This window comes from Halomonas sp. BDJS001 (assembly GCF_026104355.1).
Lineage (GTDB): Bacteria > Pseudomonadota > Gammaproteobacteria > Pseudomonadales > Halomonadaceae > Vreelandella.
Genome location: NZ_CP110535.1, coordinates 1040912 through 1056099, shown reverse-complemented (window position 1 = coordinate 1056099; position 15188 = coordinate 1040912). Strand labels below are relative to the sequence as shown.

The window sequence follows — 15188 nt, the reverse complement described above, 5'->3', positions numbered from 1 at the left end:
ATCGGCACCGGGCGAGAAAGCAAGCCTACTCGGGCAAGTGACAGCGATCTCTTACACGGCTGTAAGATATGGCTTACACGCGTAAGAGATCTCTTACAAAAGAGCATTGGAAACTCATCAAATTGACAGCAAAAACTCGCAAAGACGCTGACATTGAGACCGACGAAGTTGCTATGCTTACTGGCTATTTTGACTATGTACACTGGAAAAAACTTCGTGAAGACAGAATCAAGCACTTTGGCATTCTCAGCCTTTATGGCGCTGCTGATTGGTTGTGCAGGCATCGTAGCCACACTCGCCTCCAACTCCCAAGCGATCTTGCTGGATGGGCTTTTCAATCTGATCTATTTCAGCGTTGCCCTGGTCACGATCAAGGTGAGCAAACTGGCTAGCCGCCCCGATAGCGAATCCTATCCGTTCGGCTATAGCTACTTTGAGTCGCTGGTGAATCTGTGCAAAGGGCTGCTGATTTTAGGCGTGTCTATTTTTGCCTTGGTCGATGCCATTGCCGCCCTACTCACCGGGGGCCGTGAGATAGCGGCAGGCTTGGCGGTGCTGTACGCGCTATTCGCCACTGCGGCTTGTTCACTTACCGCCTGGGTGATGCACCGCAGTCAGCGCCATGTGAGCAGCCCATTGGTAGCGGCAGATAAACTCAACTGGCTGGTCAATAGCGTTATCTCTGCCGCTGTACTCGCCGCCTTCTGCCTGGTGATGCTGTTTGAACGCTTGGGCTGGCAGACGGTTCTGCCCTACGTGGATTCGGTGCTGGTCATTGCGGTGGTGGTGCTCTGCTTGGGTGTACCGGTGCGAATGGCCTCTCAAGCATTGAAGGAGCTGCTTAACAAAACGCCGGAAGAGGCTATCGCGATACCCGTTCGCCAAGCCGTGGCGAACGCCCTGGCGGCTACCGAGACCCAAGAAGTGCGCGTGCGCATGGTTCGCCCTGGGCGCCTGCTCTATGTGATGGTGCATGTGGTACTGCCGGATCAATCCGATGTTTCGGTCTCCACCCAGGATTTACTCCGGGCGCGAGTCGATGACGAGGTGCGCCGCTACTACTCTCCCGTAGTGTGTGACGTGGTGTTTACTGCCGACACCCGATGGGCAGCGCCCTCCTGTGGACTATTGGTAGAGAAACAACCCTAGACCCTCTATCCAGATTACCGAGCCTTGCGCAATAGGACTAGCGTGGCGATCACGCCCCCCAGTAGCGCAAGGCCAAACAGCGTTAATGCCAATGCATGCCCTACGCCATCTATCAGCACCCCGGTAGTGATCACCGGGATACTGAAGCCCAGATAGGCCATCAGAAAATAGCCCGCGCTGGCTTGGGTGGTTTGTCGGCTAGCCGAAGCATCTGCAATCGCCAACACGCCGCTTAATCCCCCCAGGTAGATAAACCCATAGCAAGCGCTGCTTGCAGCCACCGTACCCAGCAGCACCGCCACAAGATTGCCGTGAATAGCGCCCCAGGCGATCGACCCATAGGCAATCGGCAAAATCACCAGCCCCAGTTGAGTAGCGCTACGCGGCGCCAGCCTTCTCGCCCAGGGCTGAAAAAGCACCCCACAGCTGCAAATGCCGAAGGTGGCGAAGCCGCTCCAGGCGGATAAACCGTGTTGGCTTAATGCCGAAGGCAGGATCGCGATCACCAACCCCACTAACGCCCAGGCCAACAAAATCGCCAACCCATAGGAGATAGCCCCACGGGGATAGCTGGGCAAACGTAGCATAGGGTTTTTCGTGGTGCTCGGTGCACGATCCTTAAGCGTGGTGACCACCACCAGCGCTAGCGAAGCAGTAACCAAATAAATCCACAGGCTGGGTGGCGATACGCTTGGGGTGTGGAAAACAAACAGGCTAGTCACCGCAGCCCCTAGCCCGAACCCGAGCGCGGTACTGGCCGTTACGTAGTTAGTCGCCACACGGTTATCCTGCCCACCCAACAGCATCTGCATATAAGCGGGAGCCACCGCAGACGTTAACCCCGTACTAATACCCAGCAGAAAGCGAGCAACACCCAGCGCCAGCAAACCGGGCGCTATCAGGGTGATCCCGGTCGCCAAGAGACATAACAGCAGTGCAGTCATTATTAATGGCTTGCGCCCTACCCGACCGGCCAAGCCGTTTAACCCCAGCAACACCGGTATAATGCCCACTACATAGCAGGCAAAAGCGATGCTGGTGGCGCCAACGCCCAAGCTATCCTGCGCCGCCAGCGCATCGTAAAGTGGCGCCTGTAAATTAACCGCCGTGGTAATCGTACATAGCGCAAACGCCAGGCAGGCGGCGCTTTTTGTATTGATCCTTGGAGTAGCAGCGCGGTTCATAGCAAAGTCCTAAATAAGCGAGTCGTTGAACCGCTAAGCTCGCACGCTTACCGGGCAGCGGTAAGGTACACTTCACCACCACTTTTCAAACACTGTTCCACCCTTTTAGCGAACAGTTAAAAACAACAGGGCACGTTATGAAGCTAGAGGTTAATCGCCACTCTGCGACTCCCATCGCTCAGCAGCTCGAAAAGGGGATGCGCGCCTGGATTGCAGCACACGGGGCTGGTGGTGGCCGTCGTTTACCCTCTATTCGCCGCTTAGCCGCCACTCACCACATCAGCCGTAATGCGGTGATTGAAGCCTACGAACGGCTTGTCGCTTCTGGCTTAGTGCGCTCACGACCCGGTTCAGGTTTTTATGTGGCGGATAGCGCAGAAGTATTGGTGTCGAACCCGGTAGGCGCTAACGGTTTGCAAGAGGTCACCAACGGGCTATGGGGGCTTTTCAGTGCCAATGAGCACACGCTCAAGCTTGGCTGCGGCTGGCTGCCCAGCGACTGGCGAGAAGGCGACGACCTAACTCACGCCATTCGCCAAGTGGCGCGTAAAAGCCGTTCGGGAATTTTCGAGTACAGCACTCCTCAAGGGCCGCAGGAGTTGCGCGGTTTAATCCAGGAACGCCTGCGCCCACTGGCGATTACTGCGGACGCCCAGCAGATCATAATGACCGGCGGCGGCAGCCACTCGCTGGATCTACTGGTGCGGATGTTGCTTGAGCCTGGCGACGTGGTCTTCGTGGAATCACCTGGCTATTACAACCTGTTCGGCCTGCTGCACTTACAGCGAATCCGCATAATTGGCGTGCCACGATTAGCCGATGGGCCTGATATCGAGCAATTGGAAACCTTGTTGGCCCAGCATCGCCCGAAGCTGTTCTACATCAACAGCGTTTTTCAAAATCCTACAGGTAGCACGCTCACTCCAGCAGTGGCGCACCGAGTGCTACAGCTCGCCGAGCTACACGATTTTCAGATTATTGAAGATGATATCTACGCGGATTTTCAACACACTCCCACTACCCGCCTGGCCACACTAGATGGGTTAAACCGTGTGTTCTATCTGGGCAGCTTTTCGAAAAGCCTCTCCTCTTCACTGCGAGTCGGCTTTGTCGCCACGCCCGTGGCTTGGGTACAGCGCCTTGTAGATATCAAGATGTTGACCAGCATTTCCGCTTCGCGGTTTGCCGAACAGGTGGTCACCACTCTGCTGCAAAACGGCAGCTACCGAAAGCTGACCGAACGGCTGCGCATCAAGCTCGCTAGTCAAATGGCGATGGCACTAACGATGCTTAAAAATGCCGGCTGGGAGGTATATACCCAACCGACAGGTGGGATGTTTGTGTGGGCAAAACCACCTGCAGCTATCCCCCCTGAAACCCTGAGTGAACTGGCTAGCCGGTGGGAAATCACGCTATCGCCGGGGCATCTGTTTTTTGCCGATCACCAGCCAACGCCCTGGCTCCGGCTCAACGTTGCCTATATACAAGACCCAAGGGCGAAAGCGTTTATTGAAGCAGCGCGTTAAATACTTACTGTTCTTTTGCCTCTTTCACTGGCCACACATCTGCATCCACCAGTTCAGGGCGTTTAAGAATGGCTGGATCAAATATCGGCTCTTTAATACCGTCGCGGCGCTGGCGCTCATAATCTTTTAGCACGGCGACAGCAATCGGCCCCATGATCAGAATGGCAAATAAGTTAGTGGTCGCCATTAGCCCCATAGCCAAGTCGGCAAAGTCCCAGACCACGCTTAGCTCCGCGACCGAACCTAACAGCACCATGGCGATAATAATCACCTTTAACACGCTGACCGCTTTCCTGGCGTGGCGGCGGAACAGAAATTCGATATTCACCGACGAGAACGAGAAGTTGGCCAAGATAGACGTAAAGGCAAAAAACAGAATCGCCAGGGCGATAAATATTTCCCCAAAACCACCTAAGTGATCGACCATGGCATCCTGGGTGAGCTGAATACCTTCGATGCTGTCGCCCGGCGACTCCGACATCAGTCGCTCATAAACCCCGGAAAGCAGAATCACAACCGCCGTACAGCTACAGATCACGATGGTATCGACGAATACCCCAAATGACTGCACTAACCCCTGGGCTGCCGGGTGTTTGACCGTCGCTTGGGCCGCCGCATTAGGCGTTGACCCCATGCCCGCCTCATTGGAAAACAGGCCGCGCTTGACGCCATTCTCCATCGCCGCTTTAATCGCGTAGCCCGCAGCACCACCCACCGCAGGGCCAAGGCCAAAGGCGCTCATCACTATCAGCGAGAGCATATCGGGCACTGCTGGCAAATTAGTCAACAGGATCCATAGCGCAACGAGCAGATAGGCAATCGCCATTGCCGGGACGATCTTTTCGGCGGTGCGCGCCACCGATTTGAGGCCGCCATAAATCACCGAGCCTGCCAGAATGGCAATCACCACGCCGGTGAGCCAATTGGGTATGCCAAAGGCGCCGTTCATACCCTGCGCGATGGTGTTGGACTGGGCGGCGTTAAACGCTAAGCCGTAAGCAATGATCAGAAATACCGCGAACAGCGCGCCGAGCCAGCGCCACCCCAGGCAGCGTTCAATGTAGTAGGCTGGCCCGCCACGAAATACGCCATCTTCATTACGATGCTTATAGACCTGGGCCAGGGTCGATTCGATAAACGCCGTGGCGAAACCCACCAGCGCTGTCACCCACATCCAGAAAATTGCCCCTGGCCCACCAATCCACAGCGCCAGAGCCACCCCGGCTAGGTTACCGGTGCCAACCCGCGCCGCCATGGAGGTGGCAAATGCCTGAAAGCCACTAATGCCATCCCCGGCGCCGCGTGCACTGAATGTCACATACGCCATATGCCTGAACAGACGGAACTGCATACCTCGCGTCATAATGGTAAACAGCAGGCCAGCGCCTAGTAGCAGATAGACAAGAATATAACTCCAGATAAAGTTACTGACCGGCATCATGATGGCATAGAGACCATCGCGCAGGGGGGCAATGAGTAGTTCAAGGGTCTCCATGGGCATGCCTCTCCAATTGGTTTCTTGTTGACACGTGAGTATTTGCCCTGACCCGACGTGCTAAGTTGGCTCACTAGGGGTTAGAACCCTGCCAATAAGTCTAGACAGTTTTTGAATTAGCCCCCAAGCATAGCGCATAAAAAAAGCGGCCCGAAGGCCGCTAAAAATACAATTATTTAGAGTAACCACCCGTTAATTACAGCTCGCGTTTGCCGTCAACTAACCGCGATACTTTAAGCGGGTTGCCCTCTTTAAGGGCATCCGGCAGCAAGCCTTCTGGCAGGGACTGGTAACATACCGGCCGTAGGAAGCGGTGAATGGCCGCCGAACCCACAGAGGTCGTGCGCGAATCGGACGTAGCCGGGAACGGCCCGCCGTGCACCATGGCATGGCACACTTCGACACCCGTAGGCCAACCGTTGGCGAGGATACGCCCAGCTTTACGCTCTAAGGTAGGCAGTAACGCTTTAGCGGCATCCAAATCGGCGTCGTCCATATGCAATGTAGCGGTAAGCTGACCCTCAAGCTGTTCAGCAACACGCTTTACTTCCGCCGCATCTTCGCACTCAATAATCAACGAGCTGGCACCGAACACTTCCGCTTGCAACGCTTCAGATGCGAGGAAATCGCTCGCTGAAGCGGCAAACAAGCCCGTTTGGCACTGATAGTCGCTGCCCGTCTGGCCACGGGCAAGTTCACGCACCTTGTCGGCACTGCTCAGGCTGGCTACGCCCTCTTGATAGGCACGGTGAATACCCGGCGTCAGCATTGTCTGCGCGCCGCTGGCTTCCACGGCACCTCGTGCCGCCTCAATAAAGGCATTCAACTCAGGGCCTTTTTCCGCAATCACCAGGCCAGGATTGGTGCAGAACTGGCCTGCGCCCATATTGAGAGAACCCACAAAGGCTTCACCCAGCGCTTTACCACGAGCTTTAAGGGCTGCCGGTAGCAAGAAGACGGGGTTAATGCTGCTCATCTCAGCGTAGACCGGGATCGGCTGGGGGCGTGCTTGGGCAGTTTTCATCAGCGCTGTACCACCACTGCGTGAACCGGTGAAACCAACCGCTTGAATGCGAGGGTCATCGACCAGCGCCTGGCCAATTTCGTTACCGGCACCAAACAGTAGCGAGAATACGCCTTCTGGTAACTGGCAGGCTTTCACGGCTTTTTGAATCGCCTTACCAACAAGCTCGGAAGTGCCTGGGTGTGCAGAGTGGCCTTTTACCACTACCGGGCAGCCAGCCGCTAGGGCCGAAGCGGTATCACCCCCCGCAACCGAAAATGCTAGTGGGAAATTGCTGGCGCCGAATACAGCGACAGGCCCCAGAGCGATATGGCGCTGACGCAGGTCAGCACGCGGCAGCGGTTGACGATCCGGCATGGCCGGGTCGATGCGTACATCAAGCCATTCACCGGCACGCACCACTGATGCGAACAGTCGCAGCTGACCGCAGGTTCTGCCTCGCTCGCCTTCAATGCGTGCCTGGGGCAGGCCCGTTTCAGCCATGGCGCGCTCAATCAGCTCACTACCAATCGCTTCTATTTCACTGGCGATGGTTTCTAAAAACGTAGCGCGCTCTTCAAGAGACGTTTCGCGGTAGATGGCATAGGCCGTTTCAGCTAGCTCACAGGCTTGTTCAACATGGGCTCGACTGCCGCCAATATAGACAGGCTCTAGTTTTTCGCCGGTGGCAGGGTTAACCGCTTGAATATTGGCTTGGGTGCCGGTCACTGCTTGATCACCGATCAACATTTCGCCTCGAATCGTCATATGTTGCTCCTTATATGGGTCAGTGGTATCACTGGTCGCGATATTCATCGTCGCTGTACTACTGGTCGCGATACTGGGCGTAGGTATTGCGCGCCCGATTAAGGTGCTGGTACATGGTTTCGCGGGCCGCTTGAGCATCACGAGAAAGAATAGCTTCGAGAATGTAAGTGTGTTCTTCCTGAACTCGCTCTAAATAGCGCTCTGAAGAGATCGGGTTAATATCAATACTCAGCAGCTTGGCGCGGGGAATCACGCTCTGGCTCCACTGCTTGTAAAAAGATTGGAAAAAGGGATTTTTGGTCGCCGTGGCAATCGCAAAGTGAAACAGATAATCCTCTTCACGGGCTTGGGTTTTTGCAGTATAGGCAGTACTAAAGGCAAGGTGCTGCGCCTCCAGCCGCTGACGATCTTCATCGTCGTGGCGTAAGGCGGCCAGTTCCGCCGCCGCTGGCTCTAAGGTTAGCCGCAGTTCTAGCAGGTGCAAGATATCTTCCACAGTAGTGGGGTTAATGCGTTCTGCAGGACGCGCTTCTACTGTGGAAGAGCGCAGCACGGATGTGCCTACGCCTCGCCGGGTTTCCACCAGCCCCAGAGACTTAAGATGGGTAATCGCTTCACGGATCACAGTGCGGCTAACGCCAAAGGAGTCACACAGACTGTTCTCTGTAGGCAGCTTCTCTCCTACCGCGACTTTGCCCTGCGTGATCAACGCTTCCAACTGGTCGGCCACGTGCACGGACAAGCTTCCCTGCTGTGTCACTTTACTTATTTGAAGCGGTTTTAGGGCAGATGCCGCTGCGCTGGTTTTGACCATGGAAGCTATCCTTCATTAATATCCAAGTTGTATTATATCGTACAACCTAGGTCTTGGAAGTGCCAATAAACGGCTTCTGAATGACCCCAGGCAGCCTGTTTTCTATTTTTAATGCCATCACGAGTAATGACGAATATTTTCTCATGCTAGATACAACACATCATACAAGAAAAAATAGGCCTTATTATTGTGCCAAGCAAGCATGACTAACGAAAACTAAACCAAAGTTAAAGTAGCACTTTGATAAAAATCAGCCCATCAACATTACGGTCTCATATACCTTTTATTCCCCTTGCTTATGACGCAATCGGTGCATGCTTTTTGTTGCAGTATTGTATGATGTAATACAACATATGGTTAATAGAGGGATCCAAAGGCGATAAGGCTTAACGTAACCCTCATACCGGCGAGATCACACAAGGTTCTTTACTTGCATAGCGCCACATTGGGTGGATAACCCGCAGCCTTAATAGAGTAATCATCAAGGAGTATCACCATGCTGTATGACCACCGTACCTATACCTGCACACCTGGCACGTTGAAGAAACAGATGGCGCTCTACGAAAAGCATGGCTGGGCCATCCAAAAACGTCACCTTGGCGAACCTCTGCTATACGGGCCGGTAGAAACCGGCAATGTGAACTCCTATGTGCATATCTGGGTGTTTAAAGATGCCGCTGACCGTAGCCAGCGGCGCGCCGCCATGCAGAGCGACCCTGAATGGGCCGCCTATCTCAAGAAAAGTGCCGAGGCGGGTTATCTAATCAGCCAGGAAAACAAGATTGTTGTCCCCGCCCCCTTCTTTAAAGACTGATTTCTTGATTAGCGGGTCTCTTCATGAAGTGGTTCCTTTATGAACGAGCTTTAGCTGAACGCAGTGCTGTGACGGTAGTGCGTGTTGAAATACGTTCCGGGTCAGTCACAAGCTCGATCACGGCAGGGCGACCCGAGGCCATGGCCCGCTCCAGAGCGGGCTTGAAACCAGCCGTATCGATAACACGTTCGAAATGCGCGCCCAGCCCTGCTGCCAATTGGCCGAAATCGGGATTCACCAGGTCGGTTCCCGAAACGCGATTAGGATGTTCACGCTCCTGGTGCATGCGAATCGTGCCGTAAGTACCGTTGTTAAATAGCAGCACGATGGGCCGTCCGCCATGCTGTACGGCAGTGGCGAATTCAACACCGCTCATCATAAAGCCGCCGTCGCCTACAAACGCCAGCACACACTTATCGGGCTCGCGTAAAGAAGCTGCCACGGCGGCAGGAACCGAGTACCCCATCGCACCACACGTTGAACCAATAATCCGACCAGGACGCTGGTAGGCCAGAAAGCGCTGCGCCCATCCGGTGTGGTTTCCGGCGTCCAGAGTGACGATACACTCCTTCGGCAAGCTATCGCGCAACGCATGCATTGCCGCGCCCATATCGAGCGGGTAATCGTGTGACGGAGGCAAAATATCGGCAAGATACTCATCTCGCAACGTTTTGCACCACTCACTCCAACGGCTGCGCTGCCCCCAGTCGTGAGCGGCTAACGCTGCAGCCAGCTTATCAGGGGCCGAAACAACGCCCAGCGCCGGACTAAACACACGGCCTATCTCATCCGGGTCAATATGCACGTGTATCAGCGTCTGGCTGGGGTTTGGTGAAGTCAGCGTGGTGTAGGTTCGGGTGGTCATCTCGCCTAACCGGGCTCCGACGACCAACAGCAGGTCTGCCTCCGCAAGGCGCTTAATCAGTGACGGCACCACGGCGGTACCGAAATCACCGACATAGCATTCCGAGGCATTATCGAGAATATCCTGACGGCGAAAGGAGCAGGCCACTGGAATACCATTAGTTTCAGCGAAGCTGCGTATCTGCCCGCAGGACTCATCTGTCCAGCCCGATCCACCGACCAACATCATCGGACGTTCGGCACAGGAAACCAGGGCAGCGATTTTCTCGATTTCCTCCACGGCAACGCCCGGCCTTGACGGCGTGTAGGGTTCAGCGTCTTCGACTTCGACGATATCGGTTAGCATATCCTCAGGTAGCGCCAGCACCACCGGGCCTGGGCGGCCGGACGTCGCTACCCGGAAGGCGCGCGCCATGTATTCGGGAATTCGACTCGCATCTTCAATCTGTGCGACCCACTTAGCCATACCGCCGAACATTACCCGATAGTCAATTTCCTGGAATGCTTCCCGATCCATCGAGCTACGGTCGACCTGGCCGATTAGCAGGATCATAGGCGTCGAATCCTGCTGGGCAATATGAACGCCAATAGCGGCATGGCAAGCGCCAGGCCCGCGTGTCACCAGGCATATACCGGGGCGCCCCGTTAGCTTGCCATAAGCCTCGGCCATATTCGCCGCTCCAGCCTCGTGCCGCGCATTGTAGAGGGTGAAATGTTCACGCTGATCATAAAGCGCATCGAGCACTTCCAGGTAGCTTTCCCCCGGCACACAGTAGCCACTATCAGCACCGTGTATAAGAAGCTGGTCAACCAGTACTTTTCCGCCGGTACGCGGCAGGGGGTGAGTTTTTGTTGTCATGTCAGCATCCTAATAACAGAGAAGCGCGCCCCCAAGCCGTTCATGATGATCTATACGGGAGGCGCATAGCGAGTAACAGTAGCTAATCCAGTTGCATTCTAGCTAGGGAATTGCATCAAGCTTCGGCTTCTTGCGCAGAATTAGATAGGCGAAAACGACGGTTAATGCCAGGAAAGCAAGGCTGTCCATACTGGTCAGAAAGACGATCGGGTTACCGTCATTGAACGATAAGGAGCGTCGCAAATACTGCTCCAGATCCGGCCCTAGAATAAAGCCCAGCAGCATAGCCACTACCGAGTAGTTATGCTTTCGCAGGAAGAAGGCCAGTACGCCAAATATCAGCGCCAGGAACATCTGAAAAATTGAGTAAGTGGCCACGTAGCTGCCAACGAGCGCCACCACGGCAATGGAGCTGTAGAGCAGACCGCGAGAGATTGAGACGATGCGAATAAAGTACGGCCCAAACAGAAACAGCGTTAGCGGTATGAGGATCAAAGCACTTACAAATAACGAGGCAAACATGGGTGCAATCAGGTCTGCCTGCTGCTCAATAAGACGCGGCCCCGGCTGTAAGCCATTGATAACCAAAACACCAAGTACAATAGCCGTGGTTGGGTCGCCCGGAATCCCGAACATCAGCATCGGCACAAAAGCACCGCCGCACATGGAGTTATTTGCTGATTCAGCCGCTGCAATACCTTCTCGACTGCCGTTGCCATACTCTTCGGGTTTCTTCGAACCACGTTTGGCATCAGCATAGGCCACAAAAGCCGCCATTGAGCCACCCGCGCCGGGCAAAATACCAATGGCATAGCCAATGAAAGCACTCTTAATATAGGTAAAGAACCCCACCTCACGAACTTCAGACCACGGCGGAATAAAATCGCGCCGACGAATTTTTAAGCCTTTCGCCCGCTTCAGAGTACCCTCTAAAGAGAGGTTCCAGTTCTGCGCCTGTACCAGTAGTTCACTGACCGCAAACGCACCGATGACCACCGGCATTAAACCGATACCTTCGACCAGCAGTTCAGTGCCAAACTCGAAGCGTGGAATCGGCTGGAGTACATCAATGCCTACTGTAGCCAGCATGATGCCCAGCGTCGTAGCGACAATGCCCTTAGCGATAGCGCCCTTATCGACAATGATGATCACCACCAACGCAAAAAGCACCAGTGAGAACTTCCCTGGGGTGCGGATCAGCAGCGCCAGCTCACCGGCAATGGGCATGAACGCCATGAGCAGTAACGCACCGATTGACCCACCGATCATCGAGCCCAGCGCCGCGTGCCCCAGCGCATTGGCGCCCTGCCCTTTTAACATCAAGGCGTTGCCTTCCACAGCGGTCATCATTGAGGACGGCGCACCGGGAATATTGATGGTCGTGGCCGTGATACTGCCGGAGTACATCCCCGCCATAAAGATCGAGGCACACATGACCAGCGCGGGTACTACGTCGATCGTATAGGTAATAGGTAACAACAGCGCAATGGCTAGCACTGATGTGAGGCCTGGCATCGCACCGAAAAAGGTACCAATCAAGAAACCGGCAATCATGAAGCCAAGCACTTCCCAACTCAGCAATGCTTCAAAACCGCCCAGGAAACTAACAAAGGTCTCCATTAGAATCCTCCTAACAGGGGAGGCAGACGCACTCCGAAAATACCGGCAAATAGTCCGTAAAAGAGCGCTGTAACGGCGATCACATAAAAGATAAAGAAGGCGGGCCGATGTTTCTCGAAGTCAAAGATAAGAAAGAGGGCTACCACGAAACCCAGCGTAGCGGGCACGTAACCCAAGGGACGAAACAAGGCGATGTAGATGCCTGTCGCCACCACAATCAACAGTGGCCTTAGCAGAGAGCCACCAGTGGCCACCTCTGCTTCTTTGCGCCACTCTCCCACGATTACAACTATCAGCGCTGCATACATGATGAACGCCATCAGGATAGGCATGAAGCGCGGCCCCACAAGGGTGTCACCACCAAACTGAGAGCGTATGCTCAAGGCTTCCGCCAGGTAGATCGTGGTCAATATCAGCAAGAAGGCAGGAAAAAGTACTGCCGACCTTCTAAAGCGTTCGACGTTGTTCATTGACTCAAAATCCTCTGCTTGAGATAGCTGTGGCACCGGTAACCGGCGCCACGCGCTTTGAGCTGCGAATTACTTGGACATCACGCCTGCTTCTACCAGCGCATCCATTTCGCTGAACAGTGACTCGGCCGTCTCATCAGCCCAGGCAGTCACCTCATCGGTACCCAGCCAGTTCGGCGTTACCCCGACGTTGGCCACCCACTCTTGAAATTCATCGCTGTCGTACGCCGTTTTGTAAGCACTTTCCAGTGCGTTAATGGCTTCTTCCGGGGTGTCTGCGGGTGCGGCGAACACAATAAAGCTGCCAATCTGGAGATCGATCCCCTCGTCAGCTGTGGTAGGCACATCGGGATAGGTAGGATTCTGCGTATCGGAGAATTCAACAAGACCGCGTACGGTGCCATCTTCCAGAAGATTGGAAAAATCCCCCAGGCTGGTGAGGGCCACATCGACTTCGTCGGACAGAATGGCCTCTTTCTGGGGTGCAGCTCCGCCAGGATAGGAGACGATGCGGAACTCCGTATCGGTCAACTCTTGAAACTGCAGGATCGCGAGATGAACGCGTCCACCCAAATTCTGAATGGCAACGCGAATCTCGCCAGGGTTTTCCTTGGCCGCCTCGATAAGGTCATGAATCGTTTGGTAGTCGGAATCGGCGTCAACAACAATAGCATCGGGCTCGCTAGTCACCCGCGCAATCAGCTTCAATTTATCCATATCGTAACTAGGCAGCATGGCCTGCCAGGGCACGGTAATTAGGCTGTCGTAGGTTAACGCGCCAATGGTATAGCCGTCAGGCCGGGCGCTCATAAGCTGGCCAATACCGGTGGCACTCACGCCACCCTCGATGTTTTCTGCATACATGGAAACATCGAGGCTTTCTTCAGCGATGGTGGTCAGTTTACGAACGATTCCATCGGTACCCCCACCGGCCCCCCAAGGCACAATCACGCGGATATCGCGCTCAGGGTAGTCAGCTAGCGCCACGCCAGATAGTGAGGATAAAGCGACGGCAGCGGTCAGGGTTAACAGGGTTTTGTTGTTTTTGTACATTGTGTACTCCTTGGTTAAAAACTTATCAGCAGAGTTATTCTCATGATCAAGTCATACATCATACAACTTGAAACTTAGTGTGTTCTCGTTAGCTCTACAATAGAGAGATATAAAAATGAGACCAAAGTCGAGCATTTACTCAGTTGACCACATCACTCTATCGGCAATACGTTTGGCTTAATCCATCGTCATCGTTAAAGCACTTTAACGAACGAGAGCAGGACACTTAGGATCGAACTCCCACCCAGGAATCAAAAACTGCATCGCCATGGCATCGTTTCGCTGGGTGGTATCCAACGACTTATAAAGCGTGTGGGCCTCCATAAGCTTCTCTTCGTCCAGCTCAACTCCCAGCCCTGGCGTCGTGGGAACCTTGAGCTTGCCATCGCGGATGAGCAGAGGGTCTTTCGTGATACGCTGCCCGTCCTGCCAAATCCAGTGGGTGTCAATGGCGGTAATCTCACCCGGACAAGCCGCCGCAACGTGGGTCATCATGGCGAGCGAAATATCGAAGTGGTTATTACTGTGAGAGCCCCAGGTCATACCCCACTCGTTGCAAAGTTCACCCACTTTGACAGCACCTTGCATGGTCCAGAAATGACAATCTGCCAACGGTATATCGACGGAATTTAGCTGAACGGCGTACTGCAGCTGTTTAAAATCTGTCGCAATCATATTGGTGGCGGTAGGCAGGCCGGTGCGTTTTTTAAACTCGGCCATTGTTTCACGACCGGAGTAGCTCTCTTCCTGGCCACAGGGGTCTTCGGCGTAGCTGAGCAGGTGTTTGATGGGCTCCAGCACGCGCACCGCTTCATCGAGCTTCCAGGCACCATTGGGATCAAGCGTTAGTCGCGCATCGGGGAATGCTTCATGGAGCGCGCGAATGCAATCGGCCTCCTCTTCGCCACGTAATACACCACCTTTTAATTTAAAGTCTTTAAACCCATAGCGCTCATAGGCGGCTTTGGCTAAATTAGCCACCGCCTCGGGTGTTAGCGCTTCTTGATAGCGTATTTCGTCCCACCTATCTTGAGGGTTATGCGCGTTAGGGTATGGCAGGTCTGTCTTGCCCGGGTCACCCAGTAAAAACAGATACCCCAATGCCTCGACTTCGTCACGCTGACGGCCGTACTGACCCAGCAGATCGGCGACGGGTAACTGTAGTGCCTGCCCATAGAGGTCTAACAGCGCCGACTCAATTCCGGTGATCACGTGTACCGCTACGCGCAAATCAAACGTCTGCCTGCCCCGCTCCTCGCGTCCGTTCTGGGCTAATCGCAGGCGAACCTGATTGAGGGTGTGTTTGATGTTATTGATCGGCGAGCCTTCCACCAGCTCACGGCACTGCTCCAGCCCGTTAAGAATGCCACCACTGGAAGGAATCTCACCAACGCCCTGATTACCTGCATCATCCTCAAGGATAACTACACAGCGGATAAACCAGGGGGCGTGACCGCCACTGAGATTTAATAAGAAACCGTCGTAACCAGCGACAGGCACCACTTTCATTGATTTAATCTTTGGAAACATATCTCGTAAACCTCTACTTATTATTGACCCAAGTTGAAA

12 protein-coding genes are annotated in these 15188 nt (G+C 54.4%); 3 read left to right on the top strand and 9 right to left on the bottom strand.

The genetic code is table 11. The annotated features are described in order from the left end of the window. The first annotated feature begins 216 nt into the window (after positions 1–216). On the top strand, positions 217–1149 hold the full coding sequence (locus tag OM794_RS04875) for a cation diffusion facilitator family transporter (RefSeq protein ID WP_226248152.1): 933 nt from the start codon (positions 217–219) through the stop codon (positions 1147–1149). A gap of 14 nt (positions 1150–1163) precedes the next feature. Here the strand turns inward: OM794_RS04875 and OM794_RS04870 are convergent, their stop codons facing one another. Then, positions 1164–2333, bottom strand: coding sequence for an MFS transporter (locus OM794_RS04870; protein ID WP_226248149.1), 1170 nt, complete (start codon positions 2331–2333; stop codon positions 1164–1166). Positions 2334–2470: 137 nt separating this feature from the next. Here OM794_RS04870 and OM794_RS04865 point away from each other — a divergent pair, with 137 nt between their 5' ends. After that, positions 2471–3859: a PLP-dependent aminotransferase family protein gene (locus OM794_RS04865; RefSeq protein ID WP_226248148.1), complete on the top strand. Its 1389-nt coding sequence runs from the start codon at positions 2471–2473 to the stop codon at positions 3857–3859. Positions 3860–3863: 4 nt separating this feature from the next. On the opposite strand, the gene OM794_RS04860 is transcribed toward OM794_RS04865, so the two are convergent. The 3 genes from OM794_RS04860 to OM794_RS04850 all read right to left on the bottom strand — a co-directional run bounded on the left by OM794_RS04860 (position 3864) and on the right by OM794_RS04850 (position 7939). Beyond that, a complete protein-coding gene (locus tag OM794_RS04860; RefSeq protein ID WP_226248749.1) occupies positions 3864–5354 on the bottom strand; it encodes an alanine/glycine:cation symporter family protein in 1491 nt (496 codons plus the stop codon). Between the two features lie 196 nt (positions 5355–5550). Beyond that, positions 5551–7125, bottom strand: a complete 1575-nt coding sequence (locus OM794_RS04855) for an aldehyde dehydrogenase (NADP(+)) (protein ID WP_226248147.1) — start codon at positions 7123–7125, stop codon at positions 5551–5553. Positions 7126–7183: 58 nt separating this feature from the next. Further along, complete coding sequence (locus OM794_RS04850) at positions 7184–7939, bottom strand: FadR/GntR family transcriptional regulator (RefSeq protein ID WP_226248146.1); 756 nt, start codon at positions 7937–7939, stop codon at positions 7184–7186. Positions 7940–8435: 496 nt separating this feature from the next. On the opposite strand from OM794_RS04850, the gene OM794_RS04845 reads away from it, so the two are divergent. Beyond that, positions 8436–8753 carry an NIPSNAP family protein gene (locus tag OM794_RS04845; RefSeq protein ID WP_022521774.1) on the top strand — a complete coding sequence of 106 codons (318 nt, stop codon included), beginning with the start codon at positions 8436–8438 and terminating at the stop codon, positions 8751–8753. A gap of 37 nt (positions 8754–8790) precedes the next feature. Here the strand turns inward: OM794_RS04845 and OM794_RS04840 are convergent, their stop codons facing one another. From OM794_RS04840 to OM794_RS04820, 5 genes are all read right to left on the bottom strand, one after another. Next, entirely contained in the window at positions 8791–10476 is a 1686-nt protein-coding gene (locus OM794_RS04840; protein WP_226248144.1) for a thiamine pyrophosphate-binding protein, read from the bottom strand. Between the two features lie 102 nt (positions 10477–10578). Continuing rightward, on the bottom strand, positions 10579–12096 hold the full coding sequence (locus tag OM794_RS04835) for a tripartite tricarboxylate transporter permease (protein WP_226248142.1): 1518 nt from the start codon (positions 12094–12096) through the stop codon (positions 10579–10581). After that, complete coding sequence (locus OM794_RS04830) at positions 12096–12566, bottom strand: tripartite tricarboxylate transporter TctB family protein (RefSeq protein WP_226248139.1); 471 nt, start codon at positions 12564–12566, stop codon at positions 12096–12098. Before OM794_RS04830 ends, OM794_RS04835 begins: the two co-directional genes overlap by 1 nt. A gap of 69 nt (positions 12567–12635) precedes the next feature. Continuing rightward, positions 12636–13619: a Bug family tripartite tricarboxylate transporter substrate binding protein gene (locus OM794_RS04825; RefSeq protein WP_226248136.1), complete on the bottom strand. Its 984-nt coding sequence runs from the start codon at positions 13617–13619 to the stop codon at positions 12636–12638. A 204-nt stretch (positions 13620–13823) separates the two neighbouring features. Continuing rightward, on the bottom strand, positions 13824–15149 hold the full coding sequence (locus tag OM794_RS04820) for an enolase C-terminal domain-like protein (protein ID WP_320442899.1): 1326 nt from the start codon (positions 15147–15149) through the stop codon (positions 13824–13826). Positions 15150–15188: the final 39 nt, after the last annotated feature.